16 protein-coding genes are annotated in these 15392 nt (G+C 66.9%); 6 read left to right on the forward strand and 10 right to left on the reverse strand.

Annotated elements, in window-relative coordinates; genetic code table 11:
• The first annotated feature begins 43 nt into the window (after positions 1 to 43).
• Positions 44 to 286 (forward strand): DUF7576 family protein, encoded by a 243-nt coding sequence (locus NDI79_RS04365; RefSeq protein ID WP_310927217.1) that lies wholly within the window; start codon positions 44 to 46, stop codon positions 284 to 286.
• A gap of 49 nt (positions 287 to 335) precedes the next feature.
• Here NDI79_RS04365 and acs read toward each other — a convergent pair whose 3' ends face one another.
• From acs to NDI79_RS04390, 5 genes are all read right to left on the reverse strand, one after another.
• On the reverse strand, positions 336 to 2315 hold the full coding sequence (gene acs / locus NDI79_RS04370) for an acetate--CoA ligase (RefSeq protein ID WP_310927218.1): 1980 nt from the start codon (positions 2313 to 2315) through the stop codon (positions 336 to 338).
• Positions 2316 to 2511: 196 nt separating this feature from the next.
• The gene (locus NDI79_RS04375; protein ID WP_310927219.1) at positions 2512 to 3126 is read right to left on the reverse strand and encodes an acetate uptake transporter; all 615 of its coding nucleotides are present in this window, start codon (positions 3124 to 3126) and stop codon (positions 2512 to 2514) included.
• A 181-nt stretch (positions 3127 to 3307) separates the two neighbouring features.
• On the reverse strand, positions 3308 to 3544 hold the full coding sequence (locus NDI79_RS04380; protein ID WP_310927220.1) for a hypothetical protein: 237 nt from the start codon (positions 3542 to 3544) through the stop codon (positions 3308 to 3310).
• A 76-nt stretch (positions 3545 to 3620) separates the two neighbouring features.
• Positions 3621 to 5321: a methylmalonyl-CoA mutase family protein gene (locus NDI79_RS04385; protein ID WP_310927221.1), complete on the reverse strand. Its 1701-nt coding sequence runs from the start codon at positions 5319 to 5321 to the stop codon at positions 3621 to 3623.
• A gap of 107 nt (positions 5322 to 5428) precedes the next feature.
• On the reverse strand, positions 5429 to 6067 hold the full coding sequence (locus NDI79_RS04390; RefSeq protein WP_310927222.1) for an FAD-dependent oxidoreductase: 639 nt from the start codon (positions 6065 to 6067) through the stop codon (positions 5429 to 5431).
• A 290-nt stretch (positions 6068 to 6357) separates the two neighbouring features.
• Here NDI79_RS04390 and NDI79_RS04395 point away from each other — a divergent pair, with 290 nt between their 5' ends.
• Together NDI79_RS04395 and NDI79_RS04400 are read left to right on the forward strand one after the other, a co-directional pair.
• Positions 6358 to 8103, forward strand: coding sequence for a 2-oxoacid:acceptor oxidoreductase subunit alpha (locus tag NDI79_RS04395; RefSeq protein WP_310927223.1), 1746 nt, complete (start codon positions 6358 to 6360; stop codon positions 8101 to 8103).
• 3 nt (positions 8104 to 8106) lie between these two features.
• A complete protein-coding gene (locus NDI79_RS04400; RefSeq protein ID WP_310927224.1) occupies positions 8107 to 8970 on the forward strand; it encodes a 2-oxoacid:ferredoxin oxidoreductase subunit beta in 864 nt (287 codons plus the stop codon).
• 103 nt (positions 8971 to 9073) lie between these two features.
• Here NDI79_RS04400 and NDI79_RS04405 read toward each other — a convergent pair whose 3' ends face one another.
• The 3 genes from NDI79_RS04405 to NDI79_RS04415 all read right to left on the reverse strand — a co-directional run bounded on the left by NDI79_RS04405 (position 9074) and on the right by NDI79_RS04415 (position 10426).
• Complete coding sequence (locus NDI79_RS04405; protein ID WP_310927225.1) at positions 9074 to 9421, reverse strand: DUF7344 domain-containing protein; 348 nt, start codon at positions 9419 to 9421, stop codon at positions 9074 to 9076.
• Between the two features lie 108 nt (positions 9422 to 9529).
• Positions 9530 to 10171 carry a DUF6517 family protein gene (locus NDI79_RS04410; RefSeq protein WP_310927226.1) on the reverse strand — a complete coding sequence of 214 codons (642 nt, stop codon included), beginning with the start codon at positions 10169 to 10171 and terminating at the stop codon, positions 9530 to 9532.
• Positions 10172 to 10237: 66 nt separating this feature from the next.
• Entirely contained in the window at positions 10238 to 10426 is a 189-nt protein-coding gene (locus NDI79_RS04415; RefSeq protein ID WP_310927227.1) for a hypothetical protein, read from the reverse strand.
• Positions 10427 to 10568: 142 nt separating this feature from the next.
• On the opposite strand from NDI79_RS04415, the gene NDI79_RS04420 reads away from it, so the two are divergent.
• From NDI79_RS04420 to NDI79_RS04430, 3 genes are all read left to right on the forward strand, one after another.
• Positions 10569 to 11936, forward strand: a complete 1368-nt coding sequence (locus tag NDI79_RS04420; protein ID WP_310927228.1) for a geranylgeranyl reductase family protein — start codon at positions 10569 to 10571, stop codon at positions 11934 to 11936.
• Positions 11937 to 12031: 95 nt separating this feature from the next.
• On the forward strand, positions 12032 to 12862 hold the full coding sequence (locus NDI79_RS04425) for an aldo/keto reductase (RefSeq protein WP_425499567.1): 831 nt from the start codon (positions 12032 to 12034) through the stop codon (positions 12860 to 12862).
• Between the two features lie 75 nt (positions 12863 to 12937).
• Positions 12938 to 13135, forward strand: coding sequence for a DUF7333 family protein (locus NDI79_RS04430; RefSeq protein ID WP_310927229.1), 198 nt, complete (start codon positions 12938 to 12940; stop codon positions 13133 to 13135).
• A gap of 18 nt (positions 13136 to 13153) precedes the next feature.
• On the opposite strand, the gene NDI79_RS04435 is transcribed toward NDI79_RS04430, so the two are convergent.
• Positions 13154 to 14272, reverse strand: coding sequence for a DUF373 family protein (locus NDI79_RS04435; RefSeq protein WP_310927230.1), 1119 nt, complete (start codon positions 14270 to 14272; stop codon positions 13154 to 13156).
• A 106-nt stretch (positions 14273 to 14378) separates the two neighbouring features.
• Positions 14379 to 15392: a DUF7972 family membrane protein gene (locus NDI79_RS04440; protein ID WP_310927231.1), complete on the reverse strand. Its 1014-nt coding sequence runs from the start codon at positions 15390 to 15392 to the stop codon at positions 14379 to 14381.

Below are 15392 nucleotides of genomic sequence, written 5' to 3' on the forward strand. Positions count from 1 at the left end.
TCCGAAGCAAGTAACTTCACGCGGCGCGCCGTACCGCGTCGCGATGGCGCTCTCAGAGTACGCCGGACGGTCGCCGCGGGGCGAGGAGGACGCGACGGTGGTCCGCGTCGTCCCGCACCGACTGTGGCGTCCGGGGCGGACGCGGACCGAACCGTGCGCGAACTGCGGCGAGGAGATGGTCCTCTCGGAGGAACACCTCCTCGTGGTCGTCGACGAGAGGGGAACGCGGACCCGCCGGTACTTCCGCGAGGAGTCGTGCATCCGCGAGTGGTTGGACGGGGAGTGAGAGAGATGAGACGCGGCGGAACGGAAACGGACGCCCGGGTTAATTCAGGTCAGTTCCCGCCGACCTTCGTCTGGATGTCCTTGACGATTTCGGGGTTGCGCAGGGTGGTGGTGTCGCCGAGTTCCTCCTCGTTGGCTATCTCCTCGAGGAGGCGGCGCATGATCTTACCCGACCGCGTCTTCGGCAGTTCGGGCGTGAAGACCACCTGCTCGGGTCGGGCGATTGGACCGATGGCGTCCTCGACGCCCTCGGTTATCCTCTCGCGCATCTCCTCGCTCTCCTCGTAGCCGTCTTCGAGGATGACGTAGGCGTAGACGGCCTCGCCTTTCACCTCGTGGTCGCCGCCGACGACGGCCGCCTCCGCGACGCCCTCGACGCCGACGATGGCCGACTCTATCTCCATCGTGCCGAGGCGGTGTCCGGAGACGTTCAGCACGTCGTCGACGCGCCCGAGGATGGTGATGTAGCCGTCCTCGTCTATCTTCGCGCCGTCCTCCGGGAAGTACACCCACTCGTCGGCGTCGGGGTTGGAGTACTCCTGCCAGTACTCGGAGACGAAGCGGTCGTCGTTGTCGTACAGCGTCCGGAGCATCCCGGGCCACGGCTTGTTCACCGTGAGGTAGCCCGCGCGCCCGGGTTCGACTTCCTCGCCCTCGGTGTCGACGATGCGGGCGTCGATGCCCGGAAGCGGCGGCCCGGCGGACCCGGGTTTCATCGTGCCGACGCCGGGGAGGGTGGTGACCATCATTCCGCCCGTCTCCGTCTGCCACCACGTGTCGACGATGGGACACTCCTCGTCCCCGATGTGCTGGTAGTACCACTTCCACGCGCGCGGGTTGATGGGTTCGCCGACGGTCCCGAGCAGTCGCAGCGACGACAGGTCGTGGTCGTCCGGGAACTGCGAACCCCACTTCATGAACGCGCGGATGGCCGTCGGCGCGGTGTAGAACACGTCGACGGAGTACTCCTCGACCATCTCCCACAGGCGGTCCCGTTCGGGGAAGTCGGGCGTCCCCTCGTACATCACCGTCGTCGTGCCCAGGGCGAGGGGGCCGTAGACGATGTAGGAGTGGCCCGTAATCCACCCGATGTCCGCCGAGCACCAGTAGGTGTCCTCGGGTTTCAGGTCGAGGACCGAGTGCGACGTCCACGACGTGTACGCGAGGTAGCCGGCGGTGGTGTGTTTGACCCCCTTCGGTTCGCCCGTCGTCCCCGAGGTGTACATGAGGAACAGCATGTCCTCGGCGTCGCGTTCGACGGGGTCGACCTCCTCGCCCTCGTGTTCGTCCGTCAGTTCGTCCCAGTCGTGCTGGTTGCCCTTCAGGTCGTGCCCGAAGCCGTCCTCGCCGAGTCTGTCGACGACGACGGTGGCGTCGACGCCGTGGTCGACGCCGCCGAGGCCCTCGTTGGCCTTCTCCATGTGGTCGAGGGCGTCGCCGCGGCGGTAGTAGCCGTCGCAGGTAACGAGGAATCGGGAATCCGCGGAGTTCATCCGCGTGGCGAGGGCGTCCGCCGAGAACCCGGCGAACACCACGGAGTGGGGCGCGCCGATGCGGGCGCAGGCGAGCATGGCGATGGGGAGTTCCGGCACCATCGGCATGTAGAGCGTCACCACGTCGTCCTCCTCGACGCCGAGGTCGCGGAGCGCCGCCGCGAACTCGTTCACCTCGCGCTGGAGGTCCTCGTAGGTGTACGTGCGCGTCTCGCCGTGTTCGCCCTCCCAGTTGATGGCGGTGCGGTCGCCGTTGCCCTCCTCGACGTGTCGGTCGACGCAGTTGTACGACGCGTTCAGCGTCCCGCCCTGGAACCACTCGTAGAACGGGCCGTCGGAGTCGTCCAGCACCGTGTCGTAGTCGTCGTACCAGTCCAACATATCGGCCGCGCGCTCCCAGCACTGCGGCCAGTTCTCCTCGAACTCCTCGTAGATGTCCGGGTCGGAGACGTTCGCCTGCTCGACGAACTCGTCGGACGGTTCGAACTCCTCTTGCTCAACTAACCGAGCCTCTAGTTCTCCGTCTCCGTCTGACATAGGTCGTGCTATGCTACCGAATCCTCCATGATAAATCTATGCGAACGCACAATCGGGCTAATCGGGCGACCGCGACGGGATAACTAAGCTGTTGTGGCCGTCTCGGACCGCGCGAGCGACCGCGTAACGTTCGGCACTCAGCGAGAAGGGTCGCCGGGAACTCGGACGACGGGCGACCCGTCGAACCGCGCTCCGTTCAGTCGCTCGTCGACGCGTTCGAGGAGGACGACTCGCCGAACGGCGTCCCGCCGAGGGGCACCTTCGAGTCGGCGAACGTCCAGTTCGTCACCTCGGCGAAACTCGTGTACGCCGCCGCCAGCGACGTCACCATCGCGAGGTAGCCGCCGACGACGTTGCCCCACGAGAGGCCGAGCCACGTGCCGAACCCGACGAAGTAGAACGTCAGGGCCAGCGTCAGGAACACGAACCAGAGGGCCCAGTTCAGGTTGAACGTGCTGAACCAGAGGTAGGTGGTGATGACGCCGAACCCGACCAGCACGACGCCGTTAGCGGTGGCGCTCGGGTCGAGGACGCCGTTGGCCGCGAACAGTTCGGTGAGACCCCACCACCACCAGTACGCGCCGTACGTACAGAATCCGGTCGTCTCGAAGGTGTTGCCCGTCCGGAACGCGAGCAGTCCGGCGAACAGTTGGATGGTCCCCCCGTACGCCATCGCGAGGGGGATGAGCGTGTGGATGGCGCTCTCGGAGGTCAGCCACCCGGACTCGATGAGTCCGATGACGAACGTCGTGAGCGCGAAGCCGATGAGGCCGAGGGGCGCCGGGTTCGCGAGTTTCGTGTCCCGCGGCATCTCAGCGAACCTCCGCGCGCGCCGACGGCCGCCGTCGAGTCGGTTCCGACGCTCTCACGGTGTCCGAATCGACTGTCGTTGCAGACATAACACCGCGACTAGGGGCGAGCTCTCATTATCGACGATGGCTGTAAAAGCAAGGAACTTATCGGCGGTAAATAAGCTTCCAGCAAGCGGGCGCTCAGAGCGAGTCGACGACGGCGACGGCGACGAGACCGTGCGCCAGCGAGACGCCGCCCATGACCGCGAGCGAGAGGTGGTGTTCGCCTTCGGCGGAGGGGAGGGCGAGGCCGGCGTGCGGGAGGGTCCACCACAGGCCCGCGCCGACGAGGAGGAGGCCGACGGTCCGCATCGCCCACCGCCGGGTCGACGGCGGGCGCAACTCCGCGGGGAGCGTCTCGGAGGGGTCGGTGCGCATCTCGTGGGAGAGTATCCGTCCTCCTACTTACGTGTGCGGGGCCGGTTCTCACGCCCGAGAACCGCCGCGAGTCGGGTCAGACCACGCCGACCGTCTCCCGGTAGCTCCCGTGTTCCGCCTCGAAGACGTCCATTATCTCGCCCATCGTCGCGTACGCCTTCACCGCCGCGACGAGCGACGGCATGACGTTCTCGCCCGCCTCGACGGCCGCGCGCACGTCGTCCAGCGCCGCCGCGACGGCGTCGTCGTCTCGCTCCGCTTTCACCTCGGCGAGGCGCGCCAACTGCCGCTCTTGGGTGTCCTCGTCGACGGTGAGGATGTCCGGCCGGGAGTCCTCCTCGGAGGCGTACTTGTTGACGCCGACGACGACTTCCTCGCCGTCCTCGACGCGCTCTTGGTACTCGTAGGACGCCTCCTGAATCTCGCGGTGGAAGTAACCCTGCTCGATGCCCGCGAGGACGCCGTCGCGGACCGAACCCTCACCCATCTCGCGTATCTCCTCGACGTACGCCATCGCCTCCTCTTCCACCTCGTCGGTGAGCGACTCCACGAAGAAGCTTCCGCCGAGGGGGTCGATGACGTCCGCCGCGCCGGACTCCTCGGCGATTATCTGCTGGGTGCGGAGGGCCACTCTGACGGCCTCCTCGCCGGGCAGGGCGAGCGCCTCGTCGAAGCTGTTCGTGTGGAGGCTCTGGGTTCCCCCGAGCACGCCCGCCAGCGCCTGAATCGTCACGCGGACGACGTTGTTCAGCGGCTGCTGGGCCGTGAGCGACTGCCCCGCCGTCTGCGTGTGGAACTTCAGCCGCTTGGACTCCTCCGCCTCGGCGTCGTACCACTCCTCCATCACGCGCGCGTACATCCGCCTCGCGGCGCGGAACTTCGCCACCTCCTCGAAGATGGAGTTGTGCGAGTTGAAGAAAAAGGAGAGGAGCGGCGCCACCTCGTCGACGTCCATCCCGCGTTCGAGGGCGTCCTCGACGTAGGCGAACCCGTCCGTGAGGGTGAACGCGAGTTCCTGGACGGCTGTCGACCCGGCCTCCCGGATGTGGTAGCCCGACACCGAGATGGGGTGGAACTTCGGCGTCTCCGCGGCGGCGAACTCGACGGTGTCGGTCACGAGTCCGAGCGAGGGGCCGGGCGGGATGACCCACTCCTTCTGCGCGATGAACTCCTTGAGCATGTCGTTCTGGAGGGTGCCGCGCAACTCCTCGCGCGGGACGCCCTGCTGGTCGGCGAGGGCGACGTACATCGCGTATATCACGGGCGCGGAGGGGTTGATGGTGAAGGAGGTTGACACCTCGCCGACGTCGATTCCGTCGAACAGTATCTCCATGTCGCGGAGGGTGTCGACGGCGACGCCCTCCTTTCCCACCTCGCCGTCCGAGAGGGGGTCGTCGGAGTCTTTCCCCATCAGCGACGGCATGTCGAACGCCGTCGAGAGGCCGGTCTGGCCGTTCTCGACGAGGAAGTGGAAGCGCTCGTTCGTCTCTTCGGCGGTTCCGAAGCCGGCGAACTGCCGCATCGTCCACGTCCGCCCGCGGTACATCGTCGGGTACGGGCCGCGGGTGTAGGGGAACTCGCCGGGGAATCCGAGGTCCGAGTCGAAGTCGATGTCGGCGACGTCCGCCGGCGTGTAGAGGTCCTCGACGCCGAGGTTCGAGACGGTGGCGAACCGGTCTTTCCGTTCCCCGGACCGCTCTCGCGCCGGGTCGCGGGTCTCCGACTCCCACTCCTCGCGGGCCTCGCGTATCGCCGCGAGTTCGTCCTCGTCGTACATGTCGCGGATTTTGCCGGGCAAATGATTAAGGATTCGGGTGCCGGACGCGACGGGCGGGGCGGACCGCGACGGAGGCGGCGCGCGACGACGGCATCCGCGACGCCGGCTCAGCCGAAGTTCTCGACGCTCGCCGCGTCGGGGTCGCCGCCGGTCGCCACGATGGCCGACTCCGCCGCCTCGACGAAGTCCGCGAAGCCGTAGACGAAGACGTGTTCGTCCTCGGCGTTGGTCATCGCCTCGGCGACGGCCGGTCCGATGTCCCCGCCGGTGACGGTCACGGACGCGCCGGCCTCGCGGAGGGCGTCCAGTCGGTCCTCGTGGGCGGGCGCGTCCATCTGGTAGACGATGGCGACCTCGTTGCCGTCCGCGACGGCCGCCTCGCCGATGCCGACGGCGGGGCCGACGCCGGGGCCGCCGGCGAGGACGACGACGCGGGGCTCTCCGGCGTAGTAGCTCCGGCCGAAGGGACCGGAGACGCCGAGTTCGTCGCCCGCTTCGAGGTCCATGAGATGCAGAGAGAACGGGCCGGCCTCCTCGGGGTCGACGCCGACGGTGACCTCGAACGTGTCTTTCACGCCCGGCGACGATAGCGTGTAGAAGCGGTCGTACTCCTCGCCGTCGACGGTCCCGGAGAGCTTCACGAACTGGCCGGGGTCGGCCTCGAACCCGTCCGGGGTCTCGAACTCGATGGCGACGGTGTTCGGTCCGACCTCGCGGACCTCGGTGACGGCGACTGTGGCGTCCATATCTCCGGGTTCGTCGGCGCCGCCGAAGGGTCTTGCCATCCCGGCGGCGGGCGGGGACGACCGGCGTCCGGACGCCGACCCGCGACCCGGACGAAGGGCGGGGGAGGTCGGTCGCGCCGGAGTTGACGAACCGGAAGTGATAGCCGAGCGACGTGCGGAAACCGCCCTCGAGGCGAGCGAGAAATGGTTGCACGATTGAGTACAGACCGTGTTCCCGGGAATCAAGTTTTTCACTGTTTTCAGTGCCTTTCAGAAGGCTTTTCATCGGGCCATGGGTACCCCTCACCCACATGCCTGCGGACTTCAACTGGGCCATCGGCGGGGAAGCCGGCGATGGCATCGATTCGACGGGGAAGATCTTTGCCCAGGCACTCTCTCGGGCTGGACGACACGTCTTCACCTCGAAGGACTTCGCGTCTCGTATCCGCGGCGGGTACACGGCGTACAAAGTCCGGACGGCGGTGGACCCGGTGCAGAGCGTCGTCGACAGACTCGACGTGCTCATCGCGCTGACCCCCCGCACCATCGAGGAGAACCTCGACGAACTCCACGAGGGTTCCGTCATCATCTACGACGGTGAGCGGACCACGATGGAGGACGTCGAGATTCCCGAGGGGATGATTGGGCTGGAGGTCCCCCTCAAGCGACTCGCCGAGGAGGCCGGTGGGGCGATTATGCGCAACGTCGTCGCGCTCGGCGCGGCGTGCGAAGTCGCCGACTTCCCCATCGAGAACCTCGACAGCGCACTGGAGAAACGCTTCGGGTCGAAAGGACAGCAACTCGTCGACAACAACAAGGAGGCCGCCCGAAAGGGTCAGGACTACGTCGACGAGGAGTACGACCACGAGTTCGACTACGACCTCGAGACGACAGACGAGGACTACGTCCTCCTGAACGGCGACGAGGCCATCGGGATGGGCGCCATCGCCGCCGGCTGTAAGTTCTACGCCGGCTACCCCATCACGCCCGCGACGGACGTGATGGAGTACCTCACGGGCCGCATCGAGAACTTCGGCGGCCACGTCGTCCAAGCGGAGGACGAACTGTCGGCCATCAACCTCGCCCTCGGCGCCGCGCGCGCCGGCGCGCGGTCGATGACGGCCACCTCCGGGCCGGGCATCGACCTGATGACCGAGACGTTCGGGCTGGTCGCCACCTCGGAGACTCCCCTCGTCATCTGCGACGTGATGCGCTCGGGCCCCTCCACCGGGATGCCGACGAAGCAGGAGCAGGGCGACCTGAACATGCTGCTCTACGGCGGTCACGGCGAGGTGCCGCGGTTCGTCCTCGCGCCGACCACCATCTCCGAGTGCTTCTGGAAGACCGTCGAGGCGTTCAACCTCGCCGAGAAGTACCAGACGCCCGTCTACCTCACCGCCGACCTCTCGCTGGCGGTCACGGAGCAGACGTTCTCCCCCGAGGAGTTCGACATGGACGAGGTCGAAATCGACCGCGGGAAGGTCGTCGACGACGACACCATCGAGGAGTGGCAGAACGAGAAGGGGCAGTTCCAACCCCACGCCATCACCGACGACGGCGTCTCCCCGCGCGCGTTCCCCGGCACCGGCGAGGGTGCGCACATGACCACCGGTCTCGAACACGACGAACTCGGACGCCGGACCGAGGACACGGACCTGCGCATCGAACAGGTCGACAAGCGTAACCGCAAGGTCGAGACCGCAAAGGAGCAGGAGGACTGGAGTCCGCGCGAGTTCGGCGACGCCGACTCCGACAACCTCGTCGTCTCGTGGGGTTCGAACGAGGGCGCGATGGTCGAAGCCATCGCCCTCCTCGAGGAGGAAGACGTCGACGTGCGCTTCCTCTCCATCCCGTACATGTTCCCGCGCTTCGACCTGACCGAGGCGTTCGAGGACGCCGAGGAAGTCGTCGTCGTCGAGTGTAACGCCACGGGACAGTTCGCCGACGTCATCGAGCACGACACACTTACACGCGTCAAGCGTGTGAACAAATACAACGGTGTCCGGTTCAAGGCGGACGAACTCGCCGAGGACATCAAACAGACGCTGGAGGCCTGAACTATGAGCTCCGAAATTCGATTCACGGACTTCAAGTCCGACAAGCAACCGACGTGGTGTCCGGGATGCGGCGACTTCGGCACCATGAACGGCATGATGAAAGCCCTCGCGAACACCGGCAACGACCCCGACAACACGTTCGTCGTCGCCGGTATCGGCTGTTCCGGTAAGATCGGGACGTACATGCACTCGTACGCCCTCCACGGCGTCCACGGGCGCGCCCTGCCCGTCGGCGCGGGCGTCAAACTCGCCAACCCCGACCTCGAGGTGATGGTCGCGGGCGGCGACGGCGACGGCTACTCCATCGGCGCGGGCCACTTCGTCCACGCCGTCCGGCGGAACGTCGACATGACGTACGTCGTGATGGACAACCGCATCTACGGGCTGACGAAGGGGCAGGCCTCGCCCACCTCGCGCGAGGACTTCGAGACGTCCACGACGCCCGAGGGGCCGCAGCAACCCCCCGTCAACCCGATGGCCCTCGCTCTCGCGTCGGGTGCGACGTTCATCGCCCAGTCGTTCTCCACGGACGCGCAGCGACACGCCGAAATCGTCCAGAAGGCCATCGAGCACGACGGCTTCGGCTTCGTGAACGTGTTCAGCCCGTGCGTGACGTTCAACGACGTGGACACGTACGACTACTTCCGCGACTCGCTCGTGGACCTCGCCGAGGAGGACCACGACCCGACCGACTACGACGCCGCCAAGGACGCCATCCTCGACGCCGACAAGGAGTTCCAGGGCGTCGTCTGGCAGAACGAGGAGTCGGTGCCGTACGGCGAGAAGCACGGCGTCACCGAGGATATGTCGCAGGTCGACGAGGGCGCGCCGGAGGGCGCGATGGACCTCGTCCGCGAGTTCTACTGAACGCACGCCGCGGTGCGGACGCGGCGTTCGCGTCCGCTTCGCGTTCTCCGATTTCGGTTTTTTCGGTCGGTCGGTGTCCCGGAAGCGGCGGGACCGCGTCGCGTTAGTCGCTCGCCAACGCGTCGGCGCACTCTGCGGCGAGCGTCTCGGACATTCCGGAGAGTCGTGCGACCGCCGCCTCGTCCACGTCGACGACGGTCCGTTCGGCCGCGTCGTACGCGAGGACGCCGGCGGCGTCGAGTTTCGGGAGGTGCGTGTGGTGCAGGTGAAGTTCGAGGTTCGGCGTCGCCCGCGGAGCGTCGGGTGTCGCCGGTTCGGGGATCGACGCGAGGGCGTCCGTCACCGCGTCGGCCATTCGCGACAGGGAAATCGGCGCGCGGAGGGCGTCGGCGGCGACGAGAGCGCGTCTGAACGGGTGTCCCAAGAGCCCGTACATCACGTCTCGTTCCATAGACTGAGAAGTCACAATTTATCGCACGCGCTTCAGATATAAATAACGAATGTGTCCGCCAGTGACATGGTCGGAGCGCTCCCCGTCTCGGCGGGGCCGGGTGGAGGACTACCGCGTCGCCCGGTGTTCGGCCGCGGCGAGCATCCGTCCGACGGCGGCGCGTTCGTCCATCGACGCCGGGTGAACGGAGAGGGCCAGGACCACGTCCTCCTCGTACTCGACGACGGCGACGTGAACGCGGACGTCCGCCGAACCCGCCTCGGTGTCGACGACGCCGGCGTACGTCGTCAGCGCCGTCGCCTCGCCGAGCAGTTCGACCTCCTCGGAACCGAGTTCGCGGAGGTCGGTGACGTTCTCGACGTTTCCCGCCGTCCGAGCCCTGCCGACGAACTCCAACCCGGTGCGGACGAGCGTCGGGTCCGTCGCGCCGCGGAGGGGGTTGACCGAGACGCCGCCGACGCGAGCGTTCGGCGTCGTGAGCAGGAGGAGCGCCGCCGTCTCGTTCTCTTCGGCCGTCCGGGAGTACCCGGCGACGTGGCTCGTCACGGCCACCTCGCCGCCGACGCCCGCGACGCCGAGGGGAAAGCGGAGGGGGACGCTCGTCTCGTTGCCCGCGACGTAACCCTCGCGTTCGTACGCGGCCGTCGGAACCGACGCCGCGCCGGCGTCGGCGCTGGCGAGCGTTCCGAGACACCCCGCGAGGGCGACGACGAGGACGACGGCGAGAAGCGGTACCGTTCGACGAGACATACGGCCGTCACGCGGGGGACGGGCATGACCGTTTCCCCGCTCGAGACGGCCGAATCCCTTCGACCCTCAGCCGTCGACCCGTTCGACGTGGAGGCGGTACCGGGCGCCGCAGTCCAGACAGCGGGCGTCCTCGGACTCGATGAGGTCCGTCACTAACACCTCGCCGAACTCGCAGTCCGGGCAGTCGTAGACGAGCGAGTCGCCGGCGATTCGGTGCGCGAACGCGTTGGTGTTCCCGGCGGTCAGTCGTGACATATCTTGCCACCTCGGTGGACGTGTCACCGGGTGACGTGGTAAAGCTAGCGGCGGATTCGCGTCCCCTGAAAAGGGGCAAGATGGGCGTGCGAGCGGGTGATACGGTTTATTTTTATGACGGGCCGGGGAAAGATGGAACAACATGCCAGCGGAAGCCTACGACATGGTCGTCGTCGGGGGAGGGACGGCGGGTGCCTTCGCCGCGGCCACGGCGGCGTCGGAGGGACTCGACGTCGTCCTCCTCGAACGGAAGTCCGAGGAGGAGGCGGGCCACATCGCCTGTGGTGACGCCATCAAGGGCACGAGCACCTTTCCCGACGTCATCGACCTCGACTACCTGAAAGAGGAGTCGTTCACGAACCAGAACCTCACCCGCGCGGTGTTCGAGAACCCGGGCGGCGACGACCTGGACGTCCCGTTCCGCGCCCCCGGCGCCGTCCTCGACCGGAAGCGCTACGGCGAGATAATCCTCGAAGAGGCCGAACGCCTCGGCACCGAGATGCACTACGACACCGTGGTGCAGGACGTGACGCAGAACGACGACGGCCGGGTGACGGGCGTCCGCGCCAAGCGGAAGGGCGACGTCGTCGAGTACGAGGCCGAGGTGACCATCGACGGTGCGGGCGCGCTCTCCATCCTGCAGGACAAAGCCGACTTCTCCCAGAGCCGATTCGACACGAACGTCTCCTACTCGCAGTTCTGCTCTGCCTACCGCGAGGTCATCGACGTCCCCGACCCGGTCGACTACGACGACGCCATCGTGTTCAAACCGACCGAGGAACTCGGCTACCTCTGGTACTTCCCCCGGACCGCCACGGAGATAAACGTCGGTCTCGGCTTCCAGATGACCGAGGACCCGATGACGCTCGTCGACACGCTCAAGCGCGACATCCGGTCTCGACCCGAGTTGAAACGCGGGACCGTCGTCGACAAACTCGGCGCGGCCCTGCCGACGCGCCGCCCCTACGACTCCGCCGTCGCCGACGGCTTCATCGCCGCCGGCGACTCGGCGGGCCACGTCAACCCCACCACCGGCGGCGGCATCCCCGGCGCCGCGAAGTCGGCCCACTGGGCGGCCAAACACGCCGTGCGCGCCATCTCCGAGGGCGACGTGAGCGAGTCGAACCTCTGGGAGTACAACCGCGACGTGATGACCGACTTCGGCAAGCGCTTCGCCGCCGTCGACCTCTACAACATCTGGGGGACGTCCCACGACGTGGACGAACTGGTGGAGATGGTGTCGTCGGTTCCCGGCCAGCAGTTGATGGACTCGCTCAGCAGCGGTTCCTCGGACATGAGTCTCGGACTCAAACTGGAGACGCTGGTGAAGACGTTCGGCCACTGGGACTCGCTGTACGAACTGTACCGCGTCAGAAAGCGCGCCGCCGAGATAACGCGTCAGTACAACGCCTACCCCTCCTCCCCGCGCGGGTTCGACGCGTGGCAGGAGGCGCGCGACAGGGTGATGGACGACCTCTACGACCTCATCGACGCCGACCCGAAGTACTGACTCGGGCTAGTCCGACTCGACCGCCGCCGCGTTTGCGACACGCTGACGCGTCTGTCACAACGGCTTTTGGGCTGACAGCCCTCCGATAAATTGCTATGTCTGAGCAGTCTCTCACCGAAACGGACGTGCCACGAGCGAACGGAATGCCGATGCTCGGCCTCGGCACGTGGCAGAACGACGACCCGGAAGACTGCGCGAAGGCGGTCGAGACGGCCCTAAACATGGGGTACCGTCACATCGACACCGCCCAAGCCTACGACAACGAAGAACACGTCGGTGAGGGCATCGAGAACGCCGACGTGCCGCGAGAGGACGTCTTCCTCGCCACGAAGGTGTGGAAAGCGAACCTCGGGTACGACGACCTGCTCTCCTCGACGGAAGAGAGCCTCGACAAACTCGGCGTCGACTCCGTGGACCTGCTGTACATCCACTGGCCGGCCGGCGAGTACGACCCCGAGGAGACGTTCCGCGCGCTGAACGAACTGTACGACGACGGGAAGATAGACCGCATCGGAATCAGCAACTTCGAACCGGAGCACATCGAAGAGGCCGTCGAGCACTCCGCCGCCCCCATCTTCGCGAACCAGGTCGAACTGCACCCCCTCTTCCAGCAGGAGGAGATTCGGTCGGCCTGCGAGGAACACGACATCGAAGTCGTCGCGTACTCCCCGCTGGCCCGCGGGAACGTGTTCGACGACGACGTGCTCTCCGAGATAGCCGACGACCACGGCGTCAGCGCGGCGCAGGTGTCGCTGGCGTGGCTCCGCGAGAAGGGCGTCACCGCCATCCCGAAGGCCACCGGCGAGGACCACATCCAGGACAACTGGGAGTCGCTTCGCGTCGAACTCGACGACGAGGAGATAGAGCGCATCGACGAGATGGACCGGAACGACCGGCAGGTCGACCCCGACTTCGCCCCCTGGTAGACGGACGGGGACGACACGGCTATCGACGCTCGAACCGAGGAAACCGATTAGGGGACGGCGACCCTACGAGCGGCCATGGAGTTCAACGCAGCGGTGACGTACGGTGCGCTGGTCGGTCTCGTCGTCCTCGGAACGGTCGGACTGATCGCGATGGGCGCGATGGGAACCGGCACGATACTGATGATGGTGGCGCCGTCGATGCTCGTCTTCGGCGCCGTCTGTCTCGCCCTCGGTATCAAACACGGCGAGTACCGCGCGTGCGGCGCCCGCTAGCCGCGTACTCTTTTCGCGTCACTGTTCGACCGCCTCTTCGGGCGCCTCGCTCTCGCTCATCGTCGCCGCGGCCCGGACGCCGACGATGCTGACGACGATGCCGCCGACGATGAACAGCGCGAGTCGCTGCCGCGCCGACAGCGACCACCCCAGGAGGAGGGCGTCCTCGAGGATTCCCTCGCGCTGGAGGAACCACCCGGCGAAGCCGCGGACGACGAGTCCGAGGGCGACGACGCCGAACGGGAGGTTCATGTACTGCCGGCGCGCCCCGCCCGCGCCGATGAGTTCGTCGATGAGGCGCCCGGCGCTGGCGGTGAGCGCCGCGAGCGCCAGCCACGGGACGGCGTAGTAGACGAACAGCATCGAGGAGACGAGCGTCACGCCGGCGTCGCCGCCGGCGTGCTGGGTCGCCGAGAGCGCGCCGAGAAACGAGCCGACGAGGGTGAGACCGGCGCCGACGACGTAGGTGACGACGGACACCTGCCCGGAGTACAGCGCGTCGCGGACGCGGTCCGGCGACTCCGCGAGGAACTTGTCGACGGCCAACCCCTTGTAGAGGAGCGCCGCGCCCAAAACCGACGCGAGGCCGGCCAGCGCGACGGCCGGGGAGAAGCGCGTGAGGAGAAGCGGCATCAACAGGAGGGTGACGCCGAGGGGGACCAAAACCGTCGAGCGGAGTTCCTCGTCGGCGAGGAACTGTTTGAGGAGGTAGTAGGTCGACTCGATGTCGTGGGCCTGCCGGACGACCACCCGGTCGACCGAGTCCACCCGGAGCCGGCTCTCGATGACCGGAACGACCCGTTCGTCGCCGGCGCTGTCGACGACGACGATGGTCGAGTCGGGGTCGTACTCCGCGACGAGTTCGTCCACCTGCGCGGCCAGCGAGCGGTCCGCGCCCACCAAGGTCTCGCTGGCGCCGGAGACGACGGCCACGACCGACTCCTCGTGTTCGTCCCGCAGGTCGCGCGCCACGCGGAGGGCTTCGAGCAGGCAGTTCACGTTCGAGTCCTCCGGGTCGGCGAGGCCCACCTCGGTGACGAGCGACCGGACGGCCTCCCAGCCGACGACCGGCGTGGGCAGGCCCGCCTTCCGTCCGATGTCGTTCGAACGGTCCACACAGAGGACGAGCGTGGTCACACCCGTGCGAACGCCTCTCGGGGTTAAAGTATGCTCGGTAGACGGAGCCGATAACCGTCCGACGACGCCGCGTCGACGGCGGCTCGGAGGCCCGTTCGGAGGCCGCTCAGAGGTTCAGCTCTTCTTCCTGCTCCGGCGTCGTGAACGGGGTGATGGCGATGGTGCGCTGAGAGACCACGGCGAGCCTGATGGCGTAGGAGAACAGCACGGCCAGCGGCAGGAGGCCGACGGCGGCGACGAGGGGCGCCACCACCGGCGGGAGCACTTGAGGAAGGTTCGGTCCGCTGGCGGTCAGCGCCAGCAGCGTCGACACCAACACCAGTTCGGCGATGACGCCGGCGTAGAGCAGCACGCGCGAGATGTACGCCAGTTCGGTCTGGATGTACAGCGTCTTGAAGTACTGCCGCGCCACGTCCAACTGCTGCAGCGTCGAGACGATGTCGTCGACGTACTCCTCCGTCTCCTCGGAGAGCGACTCCTGATGTTTCGATTTCAGCCGCCGTATCTGGTAGATTCGGTCGGCGTAGTTCGTCGTCAACAGCGCCGACAGCGTGTCGAACGTCCCCGACCCGGACCCCTCGATGAGTCGGATGACCCGGTCGACGTGGTCGGTGATTCCGGACACGAGTTCGTCGGTGTCCTCGCGGAGTTCGTCGTCGTCCGCCCGCGCGGTGAGTCCGCCGAGTCGCTGCAGGTCGCGGCGGATGCTCTCGAGGAGCAGTTTCAGGAAATCGGAGGGCGTCACCGGCACCACGTCCACCTGCTCGGGGTCGAACACGCGCTCTCGGAACTCGTTGACGTTCTCGATGTCCTCGCGGAGTTCGCCCGGCGAGTTCAGCTGTCGGGAGATGATGACTTGGTTGATGGAGATGACGAGCGTCACGAGCGTGAGGTTCCCGCTGATGAGGCTGCTCAGGATGTACTGCATCGCCGTCTTGTTCTGCAGCGTCACGTAGCCGAAGACCCAGAGGGCGTAGAAGACGACCAAGAAGACGACGAACAGTCCGACGCCGACGACGGGTCTACTCCCGACGAGGAACACCCACCGGGCGGGGCTCTCGCGGACGTCTGAAAACTCTTCGCGGGCGATCGTGAGGGTCGAGGAGGTTTCGGAACTCAT

Source organism: Halogeometricum sp. S3BR5-2 (assembly GCF_031624635.1).
Lineage (GTDB): Archaea > Halobacteriota > Halobacteria > Halobacteriales > Haloferacaceae > Halogeometricum > Halogeometricum luteum.